The following is a 16,984-nucleotide window of genomic DNA, read 5'->3' as shown; positions in this document are numbered from 1 at the left end:
AACCGGGACACTTACACTCAAGAATTCACTCAATCACTCATTCTTTCATTTTCCTTCACCCAATCAGTCATTCAATAATCACCCATTATCTTCTTCTCTCCTTCAAACATTCAACATGAAACAAGAAAAAACACCAGATCAGGAAGTCATCAGCCGCAGTCCATTTCCGGCTTCACGCAAAATATTTGTACCTGGAAAAATCCACAATATCCAGGTGGCCATGCGCGAAATCAGCTTAACGGAAACCAAAATCCACAATGGATTTGGTTTAACCGAACCGAATCCACCGGTAACGGTTTACGATACCAGCGGCCCTTACACTGATCCAAATGCCGTTATTGATGTACGGAAAGGGCTTCCACGCCTAAGGGAACAATGGATTAAGGGCAGGGAGGATGTTACGCAGCTTGATCAATTGTCTTCTGCTTACGGGCAACAACGCCTTGCAGATGATAAACTGGATGCTTTGCGTTTTAATTATACTACTAAACCTTATAAAGCCCAGCCGGGTGCCAACGTATCGCAGATGCATTATGCCAAAAAAGGCATCATAACAGCCGAAATGGAATACATTGCCATTAGGGAAAATCAACAGATTGAATTATTGAATGCACAATTGGGCAATCATCACGAGGTCATGAACCACCAGCATCAGGGAAACAGTTTTGGTGCCAATACCCCAAAAGAATACATCACGCCTGAATTTGTGCGTGATGAAGTGGCTGCCGGACGTGCAGTAATCCCTTGCAACATTAACCACCCGGAGTTGGAACCGATGATTATCGGCCGTAATTTCCTCGTAAAAATCAATGCCAATATTGGCAATTCAGCGGTTACCTCAACCATAGAAGAAGAAGTAGAAAAAGCCGTTTGGGCCTGCCGTTGGGGTGCCGATACCATTATGGATCTTTCTACAGGAAAAAATATCCACGAAACCCGTGAATGGATTATCCGAAATTCGCCGGTGCCGATCGGTACTGTCCCCATTTACCAGGCCCTGGAAAAAGTAAACGGGAAAGCGGAAGACCTTACCTGGGAAATTTTCCGCGATACCTTAATCGAGCAGGCCGAGCAGGGGGTTGATTATTTTACCATCCATGCTGGTGTACTGCTCCGCTACGTACCCTTAACGGCTAAAAGGATTACCGGAATTGTTTCGCGTGGCGGATCGATCATGGCCAAATGGTGCCTGGCGCATCACAAGGAAAACTTCCTGTACACGCATTTTGAAGAAATCTGTGAAATCATGAAAGCTTACGATGTAGCTTTCTCTCTAGGTGATGGTTTAAGGCCGGGCTGTATTGCAGATGCAAATGATGCCGCGCAATTTTCGGAGCTCGAAACCCTTGGCGAACTGACCAAAATTGCCTGGAAACATGACGTTCAGACCATTATTGAAGGTCCCGGACATGTACCCATGCACCTGATTAAAGCCAATATGGAAAAACAGCTTGAGCATTGTGCTGAAGCGCCATTTTATACCTTGGGACCACTAACGACCGATATTGCACCAGGTTATGACCATATTACATCTGCTATTGGTGCCGCCATGATTGGCTGGTACGGAACGGCCATGCTTTGTTACGTTACGCCTAAAGAACATTTGGGCCTGCCCAACAAAAAAGATGTTAAAGATGGTGTAATTACCTATAAAATTGCTGCACATGCTGCCGATCTGGCCAAAGGACACCCCGGGGCGCAATACCGTGATAATGCTTTAAGCAAGGCCAGGTTCGAGTTCAGGTGGGAAGACCAGTTTAATTTATCGCTTGATCCGGACACGGCTAAAGAATTCCATGATGAAACCCTGCCGGCAGAAGGCGCCAAGATTGCGCATTTCTGCTCAATGTGCGGACCAAACTTCTGTTCGATGAAAATTACACAGGATGTGCGAGAATATGCTTCAAAACAAGGCGTAGCCGCAGATGAAGCTTTGGCCAAAGGCATGGAAGAAAAATCGAAAGAGTTTACCGAAAAAGGAAGCGAAATTTATTCTTAGCCTATGATGGAACTGATCGTAATTGCCAAGCCAGCTATTTTTAAAGAAGAAATTGATCTTGTGAATCAGCTTTTCGAAGCCGGTTTACAGGTTTTTCACCTGCGTAAGGAAAATGCTTGCGAGGCCGATTACCGGAAAATAATTGAAGGGATTTCTTCTGAATATCATCCGCAGATCGCTTTGCATCATTTCCATGTGTTGGCAAACGATTATAATATTCACAGAATCCACCATACTGAAAGTTTCAGGAAGGAAAGAAATCACGAAGCATTGTCCGAAAACAACATCTATAGCACCTCTATCCATCACTTAACAGCTATGGAACAGGTTGGTCAATACGATTACAGTTTTTTCGGTCCGGTGTTTAACAGCCTTTCCAAGCCGGGTTATAAAAGCATGATTCCGTCTCACTTCCGCTTGGAAAAACATCAGGCCGCACCTAAAATCATTGCCCTTGGCGGCATCGGTTTAACTGAAATTGATCAGGTTAAAGAAATGAATTTCGATGGCATTGCACTTTTGGGCAGCATCTGGAATGACCCTTCACAAGCCATAACCACTTTTAAAAAAGCCTTGGTGAAATGCGAGGTTTAATCAAAAAATTTAACCATCCCCATATGATAGCATCCCTACAGTATATATCGCAAGCCCCTAAAACAGGTACCCATATCGATGCCATTGAGCAGGTACTCCAGGCCGGCGTTAAATGGATCCAGCTCCGTATTAAAAACCAGACGGAGGCAGAAATTCTACCTTTTGCAAAAGCCGCGCAGGCTTTATGTGAAAACTATGGCGCCAAACTGATCATCAATGATTATCCTCACCTGGCAAAGGCCGTAAATAGTTATGGCGTGCACCTGGGTTTGCAGGATATGCCTGTTCCCGAGGCCAGAAAAATTATCGGCAAACACCAGATTATCGGAGGTACGGCGAATACTTTCGAACACATCCGGCAAAGGGTAGCGGAGGGAGCAGACTACATCGGCCTTGGCCCCTTCAGGTTTACGAGAACAAAGGAAAACTTAAGCCCTATTGTAGGTTTGGAAGGATACCAGAAGTTGATGGATAAAGTAAGTAAAGCCGGAATAAGTACACCTATTATTGCCATTGGTGGCATTGAAGCGGCAGATATTCCGGCTATACTCAAAACCGGAATTTACGGAATTGCCATCTCGGCAGCACTCACCAATCAAGTCCAAACTTCAACTGCTTTAGCAGAAATCATCAGTAAATTCACCATGCATCCGCTTTAAACCCCTAAATATGTTAACCATAGCAGATCAAACCTTTAACTCGCGCCTCTTCACCGGTACCGGAAAATTTTCTTCGGCAAAAGAGATGGAAGATGCTTTAATCGCCTCTGCCTCCGAACTCGTTACGGTAGCACTTAAACGCGTTGATTTAATAGGCAAAGACGACGATATCCTCCAGCACCTTAAATATCCCCATATTAACTTATTACCCAATACTTCTGGTGTTCGCAATGCAAAAGAAGCCATTTTTGCTGCTCAACTGGCACGCGAAGCTTTAGAGACCAACTGGATCAAGCTGGAAATCCACCCAGATCCTAAATACCTCATGCCCGATCCTATTGAAACGCTTAAAGCGACAGAAGAACTGGTTAAACTAGGTTTTGTAGTACTGCCATACATCCATGCCGATCCCGTTTTATGCAAACGGCTAGAAGATGTGGGAACCGCAGCGGTAATGCCATTAGGATCGCCAATCGGCAGCAACAAGGGCTTGAGAACAATCGATTTTTTAGAAATTATCATCAGCCAGAGCCGGGTACCGGTAATTGTAGATGCCGGTATTGGTGCACCATCTGATGCCGCAAAAGCGATGGAAATAGGGGCAGATGCCGTTTTGGTGAATACCGCGATTGCCATTGCCAAAAACCCGGCCGATATGGCGACGGCATTTAAACTGGCTGTTGAAGCCGGCAGAATGGCCTTTAAATCTAAACTGGGCAGCCAGCAACATGAAGCTGCAGCAAGCAGTCCATTAACCGCATTTTTAGATGAAGAGTTTTAACGAAGTATTTGAGCACTACAACTGGGACAATACCAAGGCCAGTATTTACGACAAAACGGCGGCAGATGTAGAAAACGCCCTAAACAACCAGCAACGGACACTGGAAGACTTTAAAGCGTTGATTTCCCCGGCGGCATTACCCTATCTCGAAGATATGGCGCAAATCAGCCAGCGTTTAACATTAGACCGCTTTGGCCGGGTAATTCAGATGTATATTCCACTTTATCTCTCCAACGAGTGTAATAATATTTGTACCTATTGTGGTTTCAGTTATGATAATAAGGTAAGGAGGAGAACGCTTAACTCCATGGAAATTATGCAGGAAGTAGCCGTGATTAAGAACATGGGCTACGACCATGTATTGCTGGTAACAGGTGAAGCCAACCAAACCGTGCATACCGATTATTTTAAAAAAGTTCTGGATCTGATCAATCCACATTTTGCCCATATTTCGATGGAGGTACAGCCTTTGGATGTAGAAGATTATGAAATACTTATTCCCCATGGCTTAAATACAGTGTTGGTTTACCAGGAAACCTACCATCAGGACGATTACCGCAAACACCACCCGAAAGGAAAAAAAGCTAACTTTTTATACCGCTTAGAAACACCTGACCGCTTGGGGCAGGCCGGGATTCATAAAATGGGGCTGGGCGTACTCATCGGACTGGAAGATTGGCGCACTGATTCATTTTTTACGGCCCTGCATCTATCATACCTTGAAAAACAGTATTGGCAGAGTAAATTCAGTATCTCCTTTCCAAGATTGCGGCCATTTAGTGGCGGTTTGGAGCCTAAAGTGGTGATGAATGATAAGGAACTGGTACAGCTGGTCTGTGCCTATCGTTTATTTAACAGTGAAGTGGAACTGTCTATCTCTACCCGCGAAACAGAAAATTTCAGAAACCATATTATTAAACTGGGGATCACGGCCATTAGTGCGGGCTCTAAAACCAATCCAGGTGGTTACGAAGTAGCGCCACAATCATTGGAGCAGTTCGAAATATCTGATGAACGTTCGGCGCAGGAAATTGCCGCCATGATCAGAAAACAAGGTTACGAACCCATCTGGAAAGATTGGGATAGGAGTTTAATCCATAAATCATGTTAGCTAAAACAGAATTAAAGCGTTACAACCGGCAAATGATCTTGCCCGAACTGGGCTTGGAGGGACAGGAACGGCTAAAAGTGGCCAAAGTACTGATTATCGGTGCGGGTGGCCTGGGTTGCCCGATATTACAATACCTCACCGCAGCAGGCGTGGGCAAAATAGGCATTGTAGATGATGACGTGGTGGAGCTAAGCAACCTGCACCGGCAGATTTTGTATAACCATACTGATATTGGCCAGCCGAAAGCAAAGGTAGCCAGTGCGAAACTTGCAGTGCTCAATCCCCACATCAGCTTTACAGCTTATCACAAGCGTTTTACCCCCAATAATGCAATATCAATCTGCCAGGAATATGATCTGGTAATGGATTGTTCTGATAACTTTAATACGCGTTACCTCGTAAACGATACCTGTGTAACCTTGGGCAAAACCCTGATATTCGGCTCCATCCTGGCTTTTGAAGGACAGGTTGCCGTATTTAATCACCTGGGAAGTGCAAATTACAGAGATCTTTACCCAACACCGCCAGCCGAAAGCATGAATTGCGGAGAAGGTGGCGTGATTGGGGTTTTGCCTGGAATAATTGGTTTGTATATGGCCAACGAAGCGATTAAATTAATTTGCGGCATCGGCGAAACGTTAGCCGGTAAATTAATGACCATCAATGCATTGAACAATACGGTACTCGTATTTAAAATCGCCCAGGGAAAACAAACCGAAATAGTTAAGGCTGAAACTCCGGTGAGCAGCTCAAAAGAAATCGATAAAGCCACTTTAGATCAATGGCTTTCTGAATCACCTGCTGAAGTTTTCCTGATCGATGTACGCGAACATTATGAACATGAGGAAAACAATATGGGTGGGGTAAATATTTCCTTATATGAATTGACATCATCCCTGAAAAGCATCCCAAAGAACAAAAAAGTAGTGTGTTATTGCCAAACCGGGCAAAGGAGTGAAATGGCGGTGCGGTTAATGAAAGAAGATTACCAGGGAGAAGTATATGGATTGAAAGGTGGATTTACTGGTTAATCGGATTGCTGGCTGTTTAATTGCAAACCGCTAACTGAACCCTGCCTATGGTAATACAAAACTAAGGCTATAATGGGCGGTTTTATTAGTTTTTTCTATATCAGAAACAGGCTTTTGATCTACCAGAACGGATGCCTGCTGTTTATCTTTCGAATCGACAGTAAACTGAACCTTTTGTCCGGATTTTATTTCAATGCTTTTTTCCCATTCACCAGATATATTTTCTAAAGTTTTTTGGTTTCCACTTTCATCGGTAAACGTTACCGTAGCACTGCTGCTGGCCAATACTTTGTAGGTTACTTTGTAACTGGCTTTAGCTGCAATATTAAGTGGGCCTTTGTTCATTTCGTATGTACCATAAGAGCAAGCACTTAAAAATGCTATGCTCAAGATGTAAACAATATATCTATGCATAATATTAAATTCTGGATATGTTTGAATTAATTATTTAGTGTAACTGAAATAGTTAAAAATACTTAATATTTTGATATCTTCTTTAAAGAAATAAATGAGGATTGAAACTATGATTATTGTTAGCATAATGCCAGAACCAAAACGTATAACACCCTTAGGTTTTTTGTTAAGTATATGCTTAATATCAGCACTCATTTTATCCTGAATTTCCATATTATTTTATTTTTTCGAGTTGATTATTGATTAAATTGAAATAAGGCCCTTTATTGTTCATTAAAGTATCATGGTTTCCTGATTCCAATATCTTGCCGTACTCCATTACAAAAATCTGATCGGCATTTTTGATGGTACTTAACCGGTGCGCCACTATAACAACCGTGCGGTTGTCAAAAAAATCCCTGAGGTTATTCATAATAGTCTGCTCGTTGTTCGAATCAAGTGCATTTGTCGCTTCATCAAAAAGTAACAATTCAGGGTTTTTATAAACTGCCCGGGCAATTAACAAACGCTGCCTTTGGCCCTGCGATATGCCATTTGCACCAATACCAATTTCAGTTTCTACACCTTTTGGCAAATTGTACACAAAATCACCTATGTTTGCCATTTTGATTGCATCATGCAACCGTTCTTCATTTATCTCTTCAAAACCCAGTGCGATATTTTTTGCAATAGTATCTGAGAAGATAAAACCATCCTGTAAAACTGTGCCACATAGGTTTCGCCACTGTCCAACATCTAAATCATTTAGTTTCTCTTTTCCGATGTGAATGATCCCACCGGTTGGATCGTATAGTTTGAGTAAAAGCTTTAATAAGGTGGTCTTGCCACTTCCACTCAGTCCAACTATAGCCGTTATTTTTCCTTTAGGTATCACCAGGCTCAAACCATTGAAAACGGCTTTATTCTCAAATCCAGGATAGCTGAACTGCAGATTCTGGATTGAAATATCACCAATCAGCTGATCTATTTTTACCTTTGTAGCCGTTTCGGGTTGTTCATCCTGGATATCGTGGATTTCATTTAACCGTTCTAAACTCATTTTTGTATCCTGATATGATTGCAAAAAGAAAATCAGCGATTCTATTGGCGCAATAAGCTGGCCTACTATAAACTGGATGGCGAAAAGGCTTCCCAAACTAATTTCACCCCTGAGGGTCATAAATGCGGCTACAAAAGTAATCCCGATGTTTCGCATTTCAGTAATGATCAGCGAGCCTGCCTGTTGATATTGGTTATAGGTGAGTCCTTTAACCCTAACTTTAAACTCTTTCACAATGAGCGATTCCCATTCCCATCTTTTCTGATCAGCAGAGTTGCTGATTTTAATATCCTGAAAGCCTTCGATAAGCTGTACAATTTTGCTCTGTACCGAAGAATTTACCTCAAATCTTTTCTGATCGATCTGCCTTCGCTTATTGAAGAATAAAAATACCCAGCCTACATATAAAATGCTGCTTCCTGCAAAAATAAGGAACAGGAGACTACTAAAGTGAAACAGGATAATACTCAATACACAGATGTTGAAACAAGAGAATACGGTTGTTAAGGTATTGCTTGTCAAAAAGTTTTCTATCCGGGTATGGTCGTTAACGCGCTGCATTACATCACCTTGTTTACGTGTTTCGAAAAAAGACAGAGGCAGGTTTAACAGTTTGATAAAAAAGCTGACCAAAATATTTAGGTTTACCCTCACGCTCACAAACAATAAGATCCATGAGCGTACAAATTCGATAAAAGATTTGGACGCAAACACCACCACCTGACCAATGAGTACCAGGTAAATAACATTTACTTCCTTGAGTTTTATACCCTTATCAATAAGCAATTTGCTTAGAAAGGGCAAACTTAATTCCAATATCGAGCTGGCTACTAAACCGATCAATAACTGTAAAATCAACGATTTGTGCCTTTTCAAATATCCTAAGAGCTTCCAGAAACTTACATTTGTTTGTGCTTCCTGCTCTTCTTGATTCAATTGTTCCAGATCAGCATCAGGTTCTAAAACAAGGGCATATCCTTTTTCCTCTACAGCATTCCAATGCTCCAAAAATTCAGATCTGCTTATTTTAACTTTTCCCTGTGCCGGATCAATAATCACAGCCTCGTCGTTGGTTAGTTTTTTAAGCACCACAAAGTGGTTGGTTTTCCAATGGATAATGGCAGGCCAGATATCGGCATTGACTAGGTCGTTGTAATGCAGTTTTACACATATTGCATTCATGCCAAATTTTTCTGCCGCTACTTTAAGCCCTAGAAAGGTACTTCCATCACGGTTAACCCTGCAAGCCTGTCTGATGGTATTTAAAGTATAAGACTTACCGTAGTAACTTAATACCATGCGTAAACAAGTTGGTCCGCAATCTTTTGTTTCCAACTGGCGGTATATAGGAATCGATGGTCTGTAGTTTAGTTTAAACATGGTTAGATTTTTAAATTAGGCTACTAATTGTTGTCTATTTTTCATACCGAATACTTCGCTCATCCAGGCCATGCTTTCTCTTCGGTAATCTGGGTCGCGGGCAATGTCGAAAAATATGACCTCATCTGCATCATACATCTCCGCATAGGCCGACATTTTATCGAACAGTTCATGTGGTTCGCAGCAAAGTCTTGTTTTAGGTTCTACAAAGTCAAATTCTGCTTCGGAAAGCGCTATTACTTCCTCCCTTTTGCTCTTATTCGGACTGGTAAAACCTGCAAGGGCAATATTCACTTCAGGTAAACGGCCAAATTGTTTGTAGAAATCTTCCCGATAAGCCTTGAGATTGTCGAGGCCCAGTTCGAGGTTTACCCCTTTGTGAAAAAGGGTTCTGGAGCAATTGAGCTGGTTGCTTAAACTGGCCTGATAACTGTGAGGCGAACCGCCGAGGTTCCACAGTGAAGGAACTGAGCCTCTATAGGGAGCCAGAATAACACCATTTTTAACATGCTCGTCCTCATCATTCAACAGGCTGCTGATCGCTGCTATCTGACTCTGGATATGCTGTATCCCTTCTTCGTGACTGGCAATTTTAGGCTGACTAAAAAAAGGTAAAAAATTCCCCCCTGGTGTACCTTTGGCAAAACCCAAATCAATACGGTTATTAAACAGGTTATTAAGCATTTTATAGCTCGAAGCGGTTCTGATTGGTGAGGTATATCCTGCCAGTACACCTGCAATGCCTACACGGATGGTATTGGTATTTCCGCAAATAAGGGGTAGTAGCATATCGGGGCTAAACCATGGCGAGTTGGCCGAAGTAATAAAATGTTCTCCATACCACAGGCGGTGAAAACCCAGTTTTTCGGCCAGAGCCGCATCTTCGATAACACTTTCGATGATCGAAAGGCTATCTATCTTTTTGGATCTTGTACCAAAATCCATCAATCCAATTTTGTTGATACCCATAATCTTTAAAATTTAAGATAAAAGAAACATATCGGTCCAGTTTGCTGCAATATCTTCATGTTCGGCAGCTGTCAATACAAACATGGCCCCACTTATACCCTCCAACAGGCCAAATGCACCTTCCCTGTTCATAAACTCAGGTTTGCTAAGGTCGTTTTCCAAGTGATCCAGGGTGCTTTCCAACCAGATCTGTGCAGCTTCCTTATAAAGCGGAAGGCCCGAGAAATGGTAAAGGCGGTTTAAAAAGAGGGCAATTCCCGAGGTACCATGACAGAAATGTGAGTTGATCTTAATACCTGATTGTGGTACGTTGATCATGCTTTGCGCCATTGCCTTGCCTACCTCATCGGCAAGATCGCGGTAGCCAACCTCATCAAACGCAATGCTGCTTTGGTACAATAGCCAGGTTACCGCCAAATCTCCATAACACCAACTGTAGTTTTCGGCATAAAACTCGCCATCAAGCAGTTCCTGTGTGTTCATGGCTTCGTTAACTAAAAGCGGGAAGGCCGAAAAGTTAGCCGAGCTACGTGGATGGTAGTAGTGGATAAAATAATCCAGCCCCAGTTTAATGGCTTTTTCCAGTTTTTCCTTTGCAATGCCTCCATTGAAAATATTCAACAGCACCAATAAAATGCCGGCATTCCCATGCGAAAGGCTCATATTGATATTATCTGTATTCTGAAATTCTTTTACTGTGCTATTTGGAAAACGCATTCCTTTTTCGTCAATGATGGCAAATTTAAGGAGCCCATCCACAAGAATATTGAGATATGTTTCGCGGTTAGGATCGTTTTTGCAGTTAAAAAGATAAAGCATCTGTCCGCCTGCACCATGCAGAAAATCGGTGTTTTCGTCTTTGAGCAAACGCTGGGTATCTTCAAAAATAAGTTCATTGATAGGCAACACGTCTTCAAGGAACAGTTCATCAAGATATTCCTGTTCTACCAGTTTTTGGATCAGGAAATAAAAGCCAGATAAGCCACTGCAGAAAGTCATGTATTTACTCGCCATATTTTCCTGCGAGTTGTATGATTCGATCAGCTTTTCGAGCGCAATGTAAGCGTTGGTTTCGCCTTCAGGGAAAGCTTTCAACAGACTGAAATAATAATAAACGATCCCTGCGTAGCCATTAAATAAGTTACCGTTGGTAATAAAATCGGCCTGATTTTCCTGATGGTGCAGTAGGTGTTTAATCTGCTCATATACCACTCTTATACGGGTATTGATGGTGGTTTCTACTTCTAAAGTGTTCATATTCCGGTTTTTTGACGATGAAAAGTTGATTTATAATACATTAAAAGAAAGTCGTATACCACCAGCTCATGTACACGGTGCTTGGTTTTGAACAGGCGGTTCATATTCATGTGGATGTAGCTGATCAACAAGCTATTTAAATCCTGGTTAATAGATCCATCCGCTATTTTCTCCCTGATGGTCCGTGCCAGTGGAATGATTTCGAAACTGCGGTACTGTAAGAGGTCTGAGCCTGAAAAGTCGTTGCCTGCATCGAGGTGTTTGGCGATCAGTTCTTTGCTGAACCTATATTTTTGCGATAGCTGTTTGATTAGCAAAGCATCAGAATTAAATTCCTGATGAAAAGAAGCGGAAAGTATTTCCATCACTTTTAGCTTATCGGCAAGCGAAAACTCAAAATCGTTAAGCAGGCTGTCGATTGATCGGATGCCCCATAGCCAGCGCAACTGTTCAAAGTTCTCTACCATATCGCGGCGGGATAGAAAGCTTGATACGGCTAAACTATCATAATAGAACAACTGTTCGCTCAAAGCAATTCCACCAGCAGTATAACGTTCTATTTCGCGTTCGTAGGTATCAAACTGCATTTTCCATATCAAACCAGTTTCAGATAGTTTCTCAAAAGTTTTATTGATCTCGCGCATTACGGTTCCTAATCCATCCAGCGTGGTTACATGCACCCTGAACCTTAAATGTGGCTCGGGATCTGCATACCTGATGAAGAACCATTGGTCTATCAACCCGGTATTTACCAATTGCTTTGCCAGATCAAGCAATTCGTTGCCAATCAGTTGATCGGCTGTTTTTATGCCGCTATAAATTTTGACGTAAAGCCACTCCTCTCCTGGAAAATACTGTCTTTTCACTTCCTGATCATTCTGCTGGTTTGCATTAAATACGGGCTTTGCCCTTTTTTTATCATCTTTTCTGATTAACAGGGCAACAAACTGATTATTAACCGCCTTTGCATCTGCATCTTTTAACAAGGTGTTACTCACCGGCAGATATTCTTTTAAGACGATTTGGCTTCGCTTTTTGCAGGCTGATAGCCAGGCCAGCACTTCTATGCGATTTTCCTGGTGAACCAAAAGCTCATTATCCTCATCAGCAAAAATGAAAACCTGGGGCAGTTGCCATTTCTCAAAGAATTTTTTAACCTTTTTATCATGATCAGGAGCATTTACAGTTAAAATCTCTTTAATATCTTCTGCCTGAAGATACCAGGAAGCTAACGAGAGGATCACTTCCTTGTATTTGATCCTTGGGATCTTACAAATGCCCAATTTTGGCAGCACCTCTAAGTTTAAGCCCAGCCAGTATTTATGGTCGTCACCTTGTAAATCTCCAAGGAAATGATACACAGGCAAGGCATTCATGCCGTAATTATGGGCATTGCTCAAACGCGGTATCACGGCTTTGTTGAGCCGTTTGCTCCTTAAATAAAGCTGCCCGTTGCGCACTGAAACCATGAGATCGTTAAGGCTGATCTCGCTTTCATCCGATCCGCTTCCGGCCAGCACAGGGATCTGATAATTCCTGAATTTTGGCCTTGAGGCAATATTACCGTGGCGGTCTTCAGGCAGATGTGCTACTTCGGCCACTACTGCGCCTTCGTAATAAGCATTTTCTACGGTATTGATATCCTGCAGGATCTGTTCAAATTTCTGATCGCCATAGCCAAACCTCCCGATCATACAGGCACCGGTTGGCCAGCCGCAATGCTCCAGATAAACCTGGTCTTCTTCTCCCCCGTTAAGCCTGAAAATGATAGAGAAGCTTGGAGGCAAATCACTAGGATTGATATTAAGGTTACCCAGATCATGTTGATCAAGACAGATTTCTTTACTTAAAGGGTTGCTGGTTAAATAACCGATCAACCATTTGCTAAATTCGGTATATTGGGTCTCCCTGATCTCACTGGTGGCGCCTGATGAGAAAACCATGCGATGTACCAATGGCGCCTCGCCCGCCAGGTGTGTATTGGCTGCGTAGCCCAGGCCCGATTCGGGATCCAGAGCCTGTAACAGAGGGATTTCCTGTTCATCATAACGGTCGGCAAAACGGTTTTTAAAGGCTTGCAAGTCTTTGTTGTTATGTTTTGGCGTAAGCTGGCTCAGAAATTGGACGGCCTCAATCAATTTATCAGCATAACTATTACTTAACGTTTGTTCCGAACCGTCTTTGTAAAGATCAACCTGAAACATACTTTCGCTGTTAAACTCAATGTTAAGCTGATGTAGTATGCCCGATATTTCTTCCTTTTTGTGGATAATACTTCCTGTATCCGCCAAAACTGACTTAATTTTTTTGAAGGCCAAAAGATAGGTTAAGGCATCATCGTGATCTACATCTGCTGTTAATACATCCGCCAGACTTTCAATAATCTGGTCGAGAAAATCAGGACCGCTAACCCTCGGTTCCAGATCGCTCCATAAAACCTGCCCATCAATCAGTTCATCCAAAAATAAACTGGCTTCTTCAACCTCTACCTCAAAGGCTTCTGCAATAAAGGCAGCAATGGCAGGGTAGGGTTTTGTTTCTTTACAGAAATTAATAATTCCCTCCAGATATTCAGATCCGCTAACAGACGATACAGTATATTTCCGGTAGCCCAGGGTTTTGTAATCAACCATCCTATAGTTTCCATCGATATCATAAAGGGTTTTGTTTACGCTGTAACTCAAAGATTTTTTGATCCGCTCATTCTTAAGCAGATAACGGAAAATGGTGCAGAGTACCCCCATATCCAGGCGGGTGTGTTTATTGATGGCACCCAGTTCCAACTTCGTATCTGTTGCCCAGGTTACGGGTGCGCATCCGGCAAACAGACCAAAAGGTGTTGCCCGGTTTTTGGTACGGTTGATATATTTGGATAAGGCTACTTCGATCTTTTCGAGTTTTTTCGGATCGGTGATCGTATCAATGCGAAGTACTGCCTCATACAAATCCCTGGAGGCGATCCACAAGGCTTCCATAAAGAAATCATCCTTGATAAATTCCCTGATCATTTCTTTGGTTATCTCGCCCTCGCTGTGGTAAGATGGAAACCTAAGCATCAGGTTAGGCAAGAACTGGTATTGTTGGTTAAGCGCGTCCCTTTTCATCGTCTGTTATTTAAAAACCAATCGGATTAGTGCTTCCTTCTTTGGTATCGTTATCTTTAATATTGCTTTTGCTCTTTTTATTTACTTTATCATTACCAAACTGGTAGCTAAAACCGAAAGTTAGTCCCCTGCCATAAACGCTTTGGATATTTTGGTTAGTAAGGCCGCCGTTGATGTTCAGCATATCATACTCTATTTTATTGTTCAATGGGTTGATTATCCCCACACTCAGGTTGATCTTATCTTTCATAAAAGATTTATTAAAGCTTACCGCCGAGGTATTGGGTTGTGCTACCCTGCTTTGGAAAAAATAGTTTTTCGAGTAGAGGTAATACTCGGCTTGCAGATTATAACCACCTTTAAAATTGTAAGTACCGATAAAACTGGCGTTAAAGTTTAATTTCTCATTATAGGTGGCATTAAAGGCCGCATCGTTGGTTGAGATGAGATTTAAGGTACCGCCAACATTTAAACCAAGTGCCTTGGTAATGCTCAGGTTCAAGTTTGCAGAAGTACCAAACTGCCTGTATGAGCCAATGTTTTTATAGGTAATCTGGTTCACATTGTTAACAAACTGATTCACACGCAAAATATAATCCGACCAGAAATCGGCACTTGCATCAACATAGAGGTAAACTTTGCCCGCATTATGCGAAAAGGCAAGGTTTAGGCCATTTTTATGTTCTGCCTGTAGATCGGGATTACCCTGCGATACGGTATTGGCATTTACAAAATTCTGGAAGGGGTTAAGGTATGAAATGCCCGGCCTCGAAATCTTATAGCTGTAAGTAAGGCTGATCATGCCGTTTTTTAGGTTTCTTCCGATGACATAAGTAGGCAAAAAGCTATTAAATCCCTGGTTTACGCTACTATGGTTAGATATAAACCTGGCATCGTTCTGCGTCCTTTCGTAACGCATACCACCTATCATGGTCCACTTTTTGGGCAACATCAACTGCAACTGGCCAAATGCGGCATAAACCCCCTGATTGTAAGCATATTCGTCGGAAATGGATGGTTCCGCATTCAGCTGGTTGCTCATGGCATTTTGATACTGCGAATCGAAATGCCTGTTAGTAATCTTGATACCCGCCTGCAGCTTATGTTTACCTAAAGGAAGTTTATAATCAGTCTGTAGGATAAGTGTACGGATATTGCTGTTATTGATGCTTAACTCTCTTAAAAAAGGTATATCATTACCTGAAACATAATTGTTGGTGCTGTTATTCAGGTTGTCCTGTTTACCTGCGGTGAACAAAGCACCAACGTTAAATTCTTTTCCGGGTTTATTGAATTTTAATTTATAATCAAGATTGGCTGATAAGCTGTTGGCTTTAACCGAATTGTCGGAAAAACGATTAAATATGTTTACTGTTCCCTGATTATTGATATTGGTTTGAAGGCTCTGGTTAAAAGTGTATGGCGAATTTGAAGCTGTAAAACCTGCATTAAGCGATTGGTTTTTGCTGATTTCATAAAATAGTCCTCCATTTAAGTAAATAGGATTGCCTTCGTAACCTAAATTTCCCTGTTGTGCTTGTAAGAAATTACTTCTCGAATAAAGCTGGCTGCTAAAACCCAGTGTTTTAAAATTGGTATAACTTCCGTTGAGCGAGAAGTTTACCTTGCCCACGCCATACGTAAAATTTAAGGTAGGTTTGGTGGTATAACTTTTACCAATGGTTGATTCTACGCCCACGGTAAGATTTCCGCCCAAAGAAAGCGTATTTTTGGTTATAATGTTGATGATACCGGCCAGACTCTCGCCATCGCTGCTCGCTCCGGGGCTGGTAATCACTTCTACGCTTTCTACATTAGCCGTTGGAATCATTTTAAGGGCCTGGTCAACCGGAATGGCATAGTCGGTAACTGAGCGCCCGTTAACCTGAACCTGAACTTTTTCACTGCCCTTTAAAGAAGGAACGCCTTTAAAATCGACGGTAACCAACGGAACTTTTTTGATCACTTCGCTGAGCGACCTGTTTTTTGCCATCGGATCACGGTCTACATGATAAACGATCTTCTCGGCAGTGTTTTCAATTACTTTGCGCCTGGCATATACAGAAACCTCTTTCAACAGTTCGGTGTTTATTTTTACGTTAAAAACCTTACTTAATGCATGCATTGGATTATCAGCAGCCACGAGGTTAAAAATTTGGTTTTCGCTACCCATATAAAATATTTTAACCCTATAGGTGCCTGGCTTTATCTTCGCTTCGAACCACCCCAAAGTATCGGTAAGTACCTGTGCTATTATTTTAGGGCCATCATTAATTACTACCTGTGCGTAAATGAGCGGTTCTTTAGAAGCAGAATCGATTACCTTACCGGTAAATTTTAAGTTCACACTGTCTGCAACAATGCTTTCTGCTTTCGCATGGCTGGCAAAGACAGTTGTACTTAAAAAAACGAGTATGAATATGATATATGTTTTCATGGCTTTTAGTATTGTGCAGCATACTCAGATCTGCTGCGGTGTAAAACATTGCCGGCACTTACCGGCAATGTATCTTGATTTAGCAACTACATTTACATGTACTTGTAGCCGGACAGGTTTTTGAAGCAATAATGGATTGCTTACCGCAGCTTCCGCCTTCAGCCTCTGCAGCAGAAAGAATCGGAATATCAATTACAACTGTAGAACCT

Annotated in this window: 12 protein-coding genes; 6 read left to right on the top strand and 6 right to left on the bottom strand. The window is 42.1% G+C overall.

The window, feature by feature from the left end; all coding sequences use genetic code 11:
- The first annotated feature begins 115 nt into the window (after nucleotides 1–115).
- From thiC to moeB, 6 genes are read left to right on the top strand one after another with little or no spacing between them, the layout of a single operon-like run.
- On the top strand, nucleotides 116–1,999 hold the full coding sequence (gene thiC / locus ACIQXP_RS10180) for a phosphomethylpyrimidine synthase ThiC (RefSeq protein ID WP_387505455.1): 1,884 nt from the start codon (nucleotides 116–118) through the stop codon (nucleotides 1,997–1,999).
- 3 nt (nucleotides 2,000–2,002) lie between these two features.
- The gene (locus ACIQXP_RS10175; protein WP_387505456.1) at nucleotides 2,003–2,593 is read left to right on the top strand and encodes a thiamine phosphate synthase; all 591 of its coding nucleotides are present in this window, start codon (nucleotides 2,003–2,005) and stop codon (nucleotides 2,591–2,593) included.
- Nucleotides 2,594–2,616: 23 nt separating this feature from the next.
- Nucleotides 2,617–3,252 carry a thiamine phosphate synthase gene (locus tag ACIQXP_RS10170; protein ID WP_387505457.1) on the top strand — a complete coding sequence of 212 codons (636 nt, stop codon included), beginning with the start codon at nucleotides 2,617–2,619 and terminating at the stop codon, nucleotides 3,250–3,252.
- 10 nt (nucleotides 3,253–3,262) lie between these two features.
- Nucleotides 3,263–4,033, top strand: a complete 771-nt coding sequence (locus tag ACIQXP_RS10165; protein WP_387505458.1) for a thiazole synthase — start codon at nucleotides 3,263–3,265, stop codon at nucleotides 4,031–4,033.
- Nucleotides 4,020–5,144: a 2-iminoacetate synthase ThiH gene (gene thiH, locus ACIQXP_RS10160; RefSeq protein WP_293745109.1), complete on the top strand. Its 1,125-nt coding sequence runs from the start codon at nucleotides 4,020–4,022 to the stop codon at nucleotides 5,142–5,144. The genes ACIQXP_RS10165 and thiH overlap by 14 nt, the downstream gene beginning before the upstream one ends.
- The gene (gene moeB / locus ACIQXP_RS10155) at nucleotides 5,138–6,175 is read left to right on the top strand and encodes a molybdopterin-synthase adenylyltransferase MoeB (RefSeq protein WP_387505459.1); all 1,038 of its coding nucleotides are present in this window, start codon (nucleotides 5,138–5,140) and stop codon (nucleotides 6,173–6,175) included. Before thiH ends, moeB begins: the two co-directional genes overlap by 7 nt.
- A gap of 45 nt (nucleotides 6,176–6,220) precedes the next feature.
- Here moeB and ACIQXP_RS10150 read toward each other — a convergent pair whose 3' ends face one another.
- The 6 genes from ACIQXP_RS10150 to ACIQXP_RS10125 all read right to left on the bottom strand — a co-directional run bounded on the left by ACIQXP_RS10150 (nucleotide 6,221) and on the right by ACIQXP_RS10125 (nucleotide 16,775).
- Complete coding sequence (locus ACIQXP_RS10150; protein WP_145858421.1) at nucleotides 6,221–6,589, bottom strand: hypothetical protein; 369 nt, start codon at nucleotides 6,587–6,589, stop codon at nucleotides 6,221–6,223.
- A gap of 214 nt (nucleotides 6,590–6,803) precedes the next feature.
- On the bottom strand, nucleotides 6,804–9,008 hold the full coding sequence (locus tag ACIQXP_RS10145; protein WP_293745106.1) for a peptidase domain-containing ABC transporter: 2,205 nt from the start codon (nucleotides 9,006–9,008) through the stop codon (nucleotides 6,804–6,806).
- Between the two features lie 15 nt (nucleotides 9,009–9,023).
- A complete protein-coding gene (locus ACIQXP_RS10140; protein ID WP_293745105.1) occupies nucleotides 9,024–9,977 on the bottom strand; it encodes an LLM class flavin-dependent oxidoreductase in 954 nt (317 codons plus the stop codon).
- Between the two features lie 12 nt (nucleotides 9,978–9,989).
- On the bottom strand, nucleotides 9,990–11,234 hold the full coding sequence (locus ACIQXP_RS10135) for a lanthionine synthetase LanC family protein (protein ID WP_387505460.1): 1,245 nt from the start codon (nucleotides 11,232–11,234) through the stop codon (nucleotides 9,990–9,992).
- Nucleotides 11,231–14,338 (bottom strand): lantibiotic dehydratase, encoded by a 3,108-nt coding sequence (locus tag ACIQXP_RS10130; RefSeq protein WP_387505461.1) that lies wholly within the window; start codon nucleotides 14,336–14,338, stop codon nucleotides 11,231–11,233. Before ACIQXP_RS10130 ends, ACIQXP_RS10135 begins: the two co-directional genes overlap by 4 nt.
- 10 nt (nucleotides 14,339–14,348) lie before the next feature.
- Entirely contained in the window at nucleotides 14,349–16,775 is a 2,427-nt protein-coding gene (locus ACIQXP_RS10125) for a TonB-dependent receptor (protein ID WP_387505462.1), read from the bottom strand.
- Between the last annotated feature and the right edge of the window lie 209 nt (nucleotides 16,776–16,984).

The sequence above is a fragment of the Pedobacter suwonensis genome (assembly GCF_044762335.1).
Classification (GTDB): domain Bacteria; phylum Bacteroidota; class Bacteroidia; order Sphingobacteriales; family Sphingobacteriaceae; genus Pedobacter.
Note: the sequence above shows the minus strand (reverse complement) of the source record. Positions and strands in the feature narration are given on the sequence as shown.

What these genes read in the sequence shown, in the direction of transcription:
- ACIQXP_RS10140 (WP_293745105.1), bottom strand. Translation starts at nt 9,977, where the DNA reads ATGGGTATCAACAAAATTGGATTGATGGATTTTGGTACAAGATCCAAA.
- ACIQXP_RS10170 (WP_387505457.1), top strand. Translation starts at nt 2,617, where the DNA reads ATGATAGCATCCCTACAGTATATATCGCAAGCCCCTAAAACAGGTACC.
- ACIQXP_RS10145 (WP_293745106.1), bottom strand. Translation starts at nt 9,008, where the DNA reads ATGTTTAAACTAAACTACAGACCATCGATTCCTATATACCGCCAGTTG.
- ACIQXP_RS10165 (WP_387505458.1), top strand. Translation starts at nt 3,263, where the DNA reads ATGTTAACCATAGCAGATCAAACCTTTAACTCGCGCCTCTTCACCGGT.
- ACIQXP_RS10150 (WP_145858421.1), bottom strand. Translation starts at nt 6,589, where the DNA reads ATGCATAGATATATTGTTTACATCTTGAGCATAGCATTTTTAAGTGCT.
- ACIQXP_RS10130 (WP_387505461.1), bottom strand. Translation starts at nt 14,338, where the DNA reads ATGAAAAGGGACGCGCTTAACCAACAATACCAGTTCTTGCCTAACCTG.
- ACIQXP_RS10125 (WP_387505462.1), bottom strand. Translation starts at nt 16,775, where the DNA reads ATGAAAACATATATCATATTCATACTCGTTTTTTTAAGTACAACTGTC.
- ACIQXP_RS10175 (WP_387505456.1), top strand. Translation starts at nt 2,003, where the DNA reads ATGATGGAACTGATCGTAATTGCCAAGCCAGCTATTTTTAAAGAAGAA.
- ACIQXP_RS10135 (WP_387505460.1), bottom strand. Translation starts at nt 11,234, where the DNA reads ATGAACACTTTAGAAGTAGAAACCACCATCAATACCCGTATAAGAGTG.
- thiH (WP_293745109.1), top strand. Translation starts at nt 4,020, where the DNA reads ATGAAGAGTTTTAACGAAGTATTTGAGCACTACAACTGGGACAATACC.
- moeB (WP_387505459.1), top strand. Translation starts at nt 5,138, where the DNA reads ATGTTAGCTAAAACAGAATTAAAGCGTTACAACCGGCAAATGATCTTG.
- thiC (WP_387505455.1), top strand. Translation starts at nt 116, where the DNA reads ATGAAACAAGAAAAAACACCAGATCAGGAAGTCATCAGCCGCAGTCCA.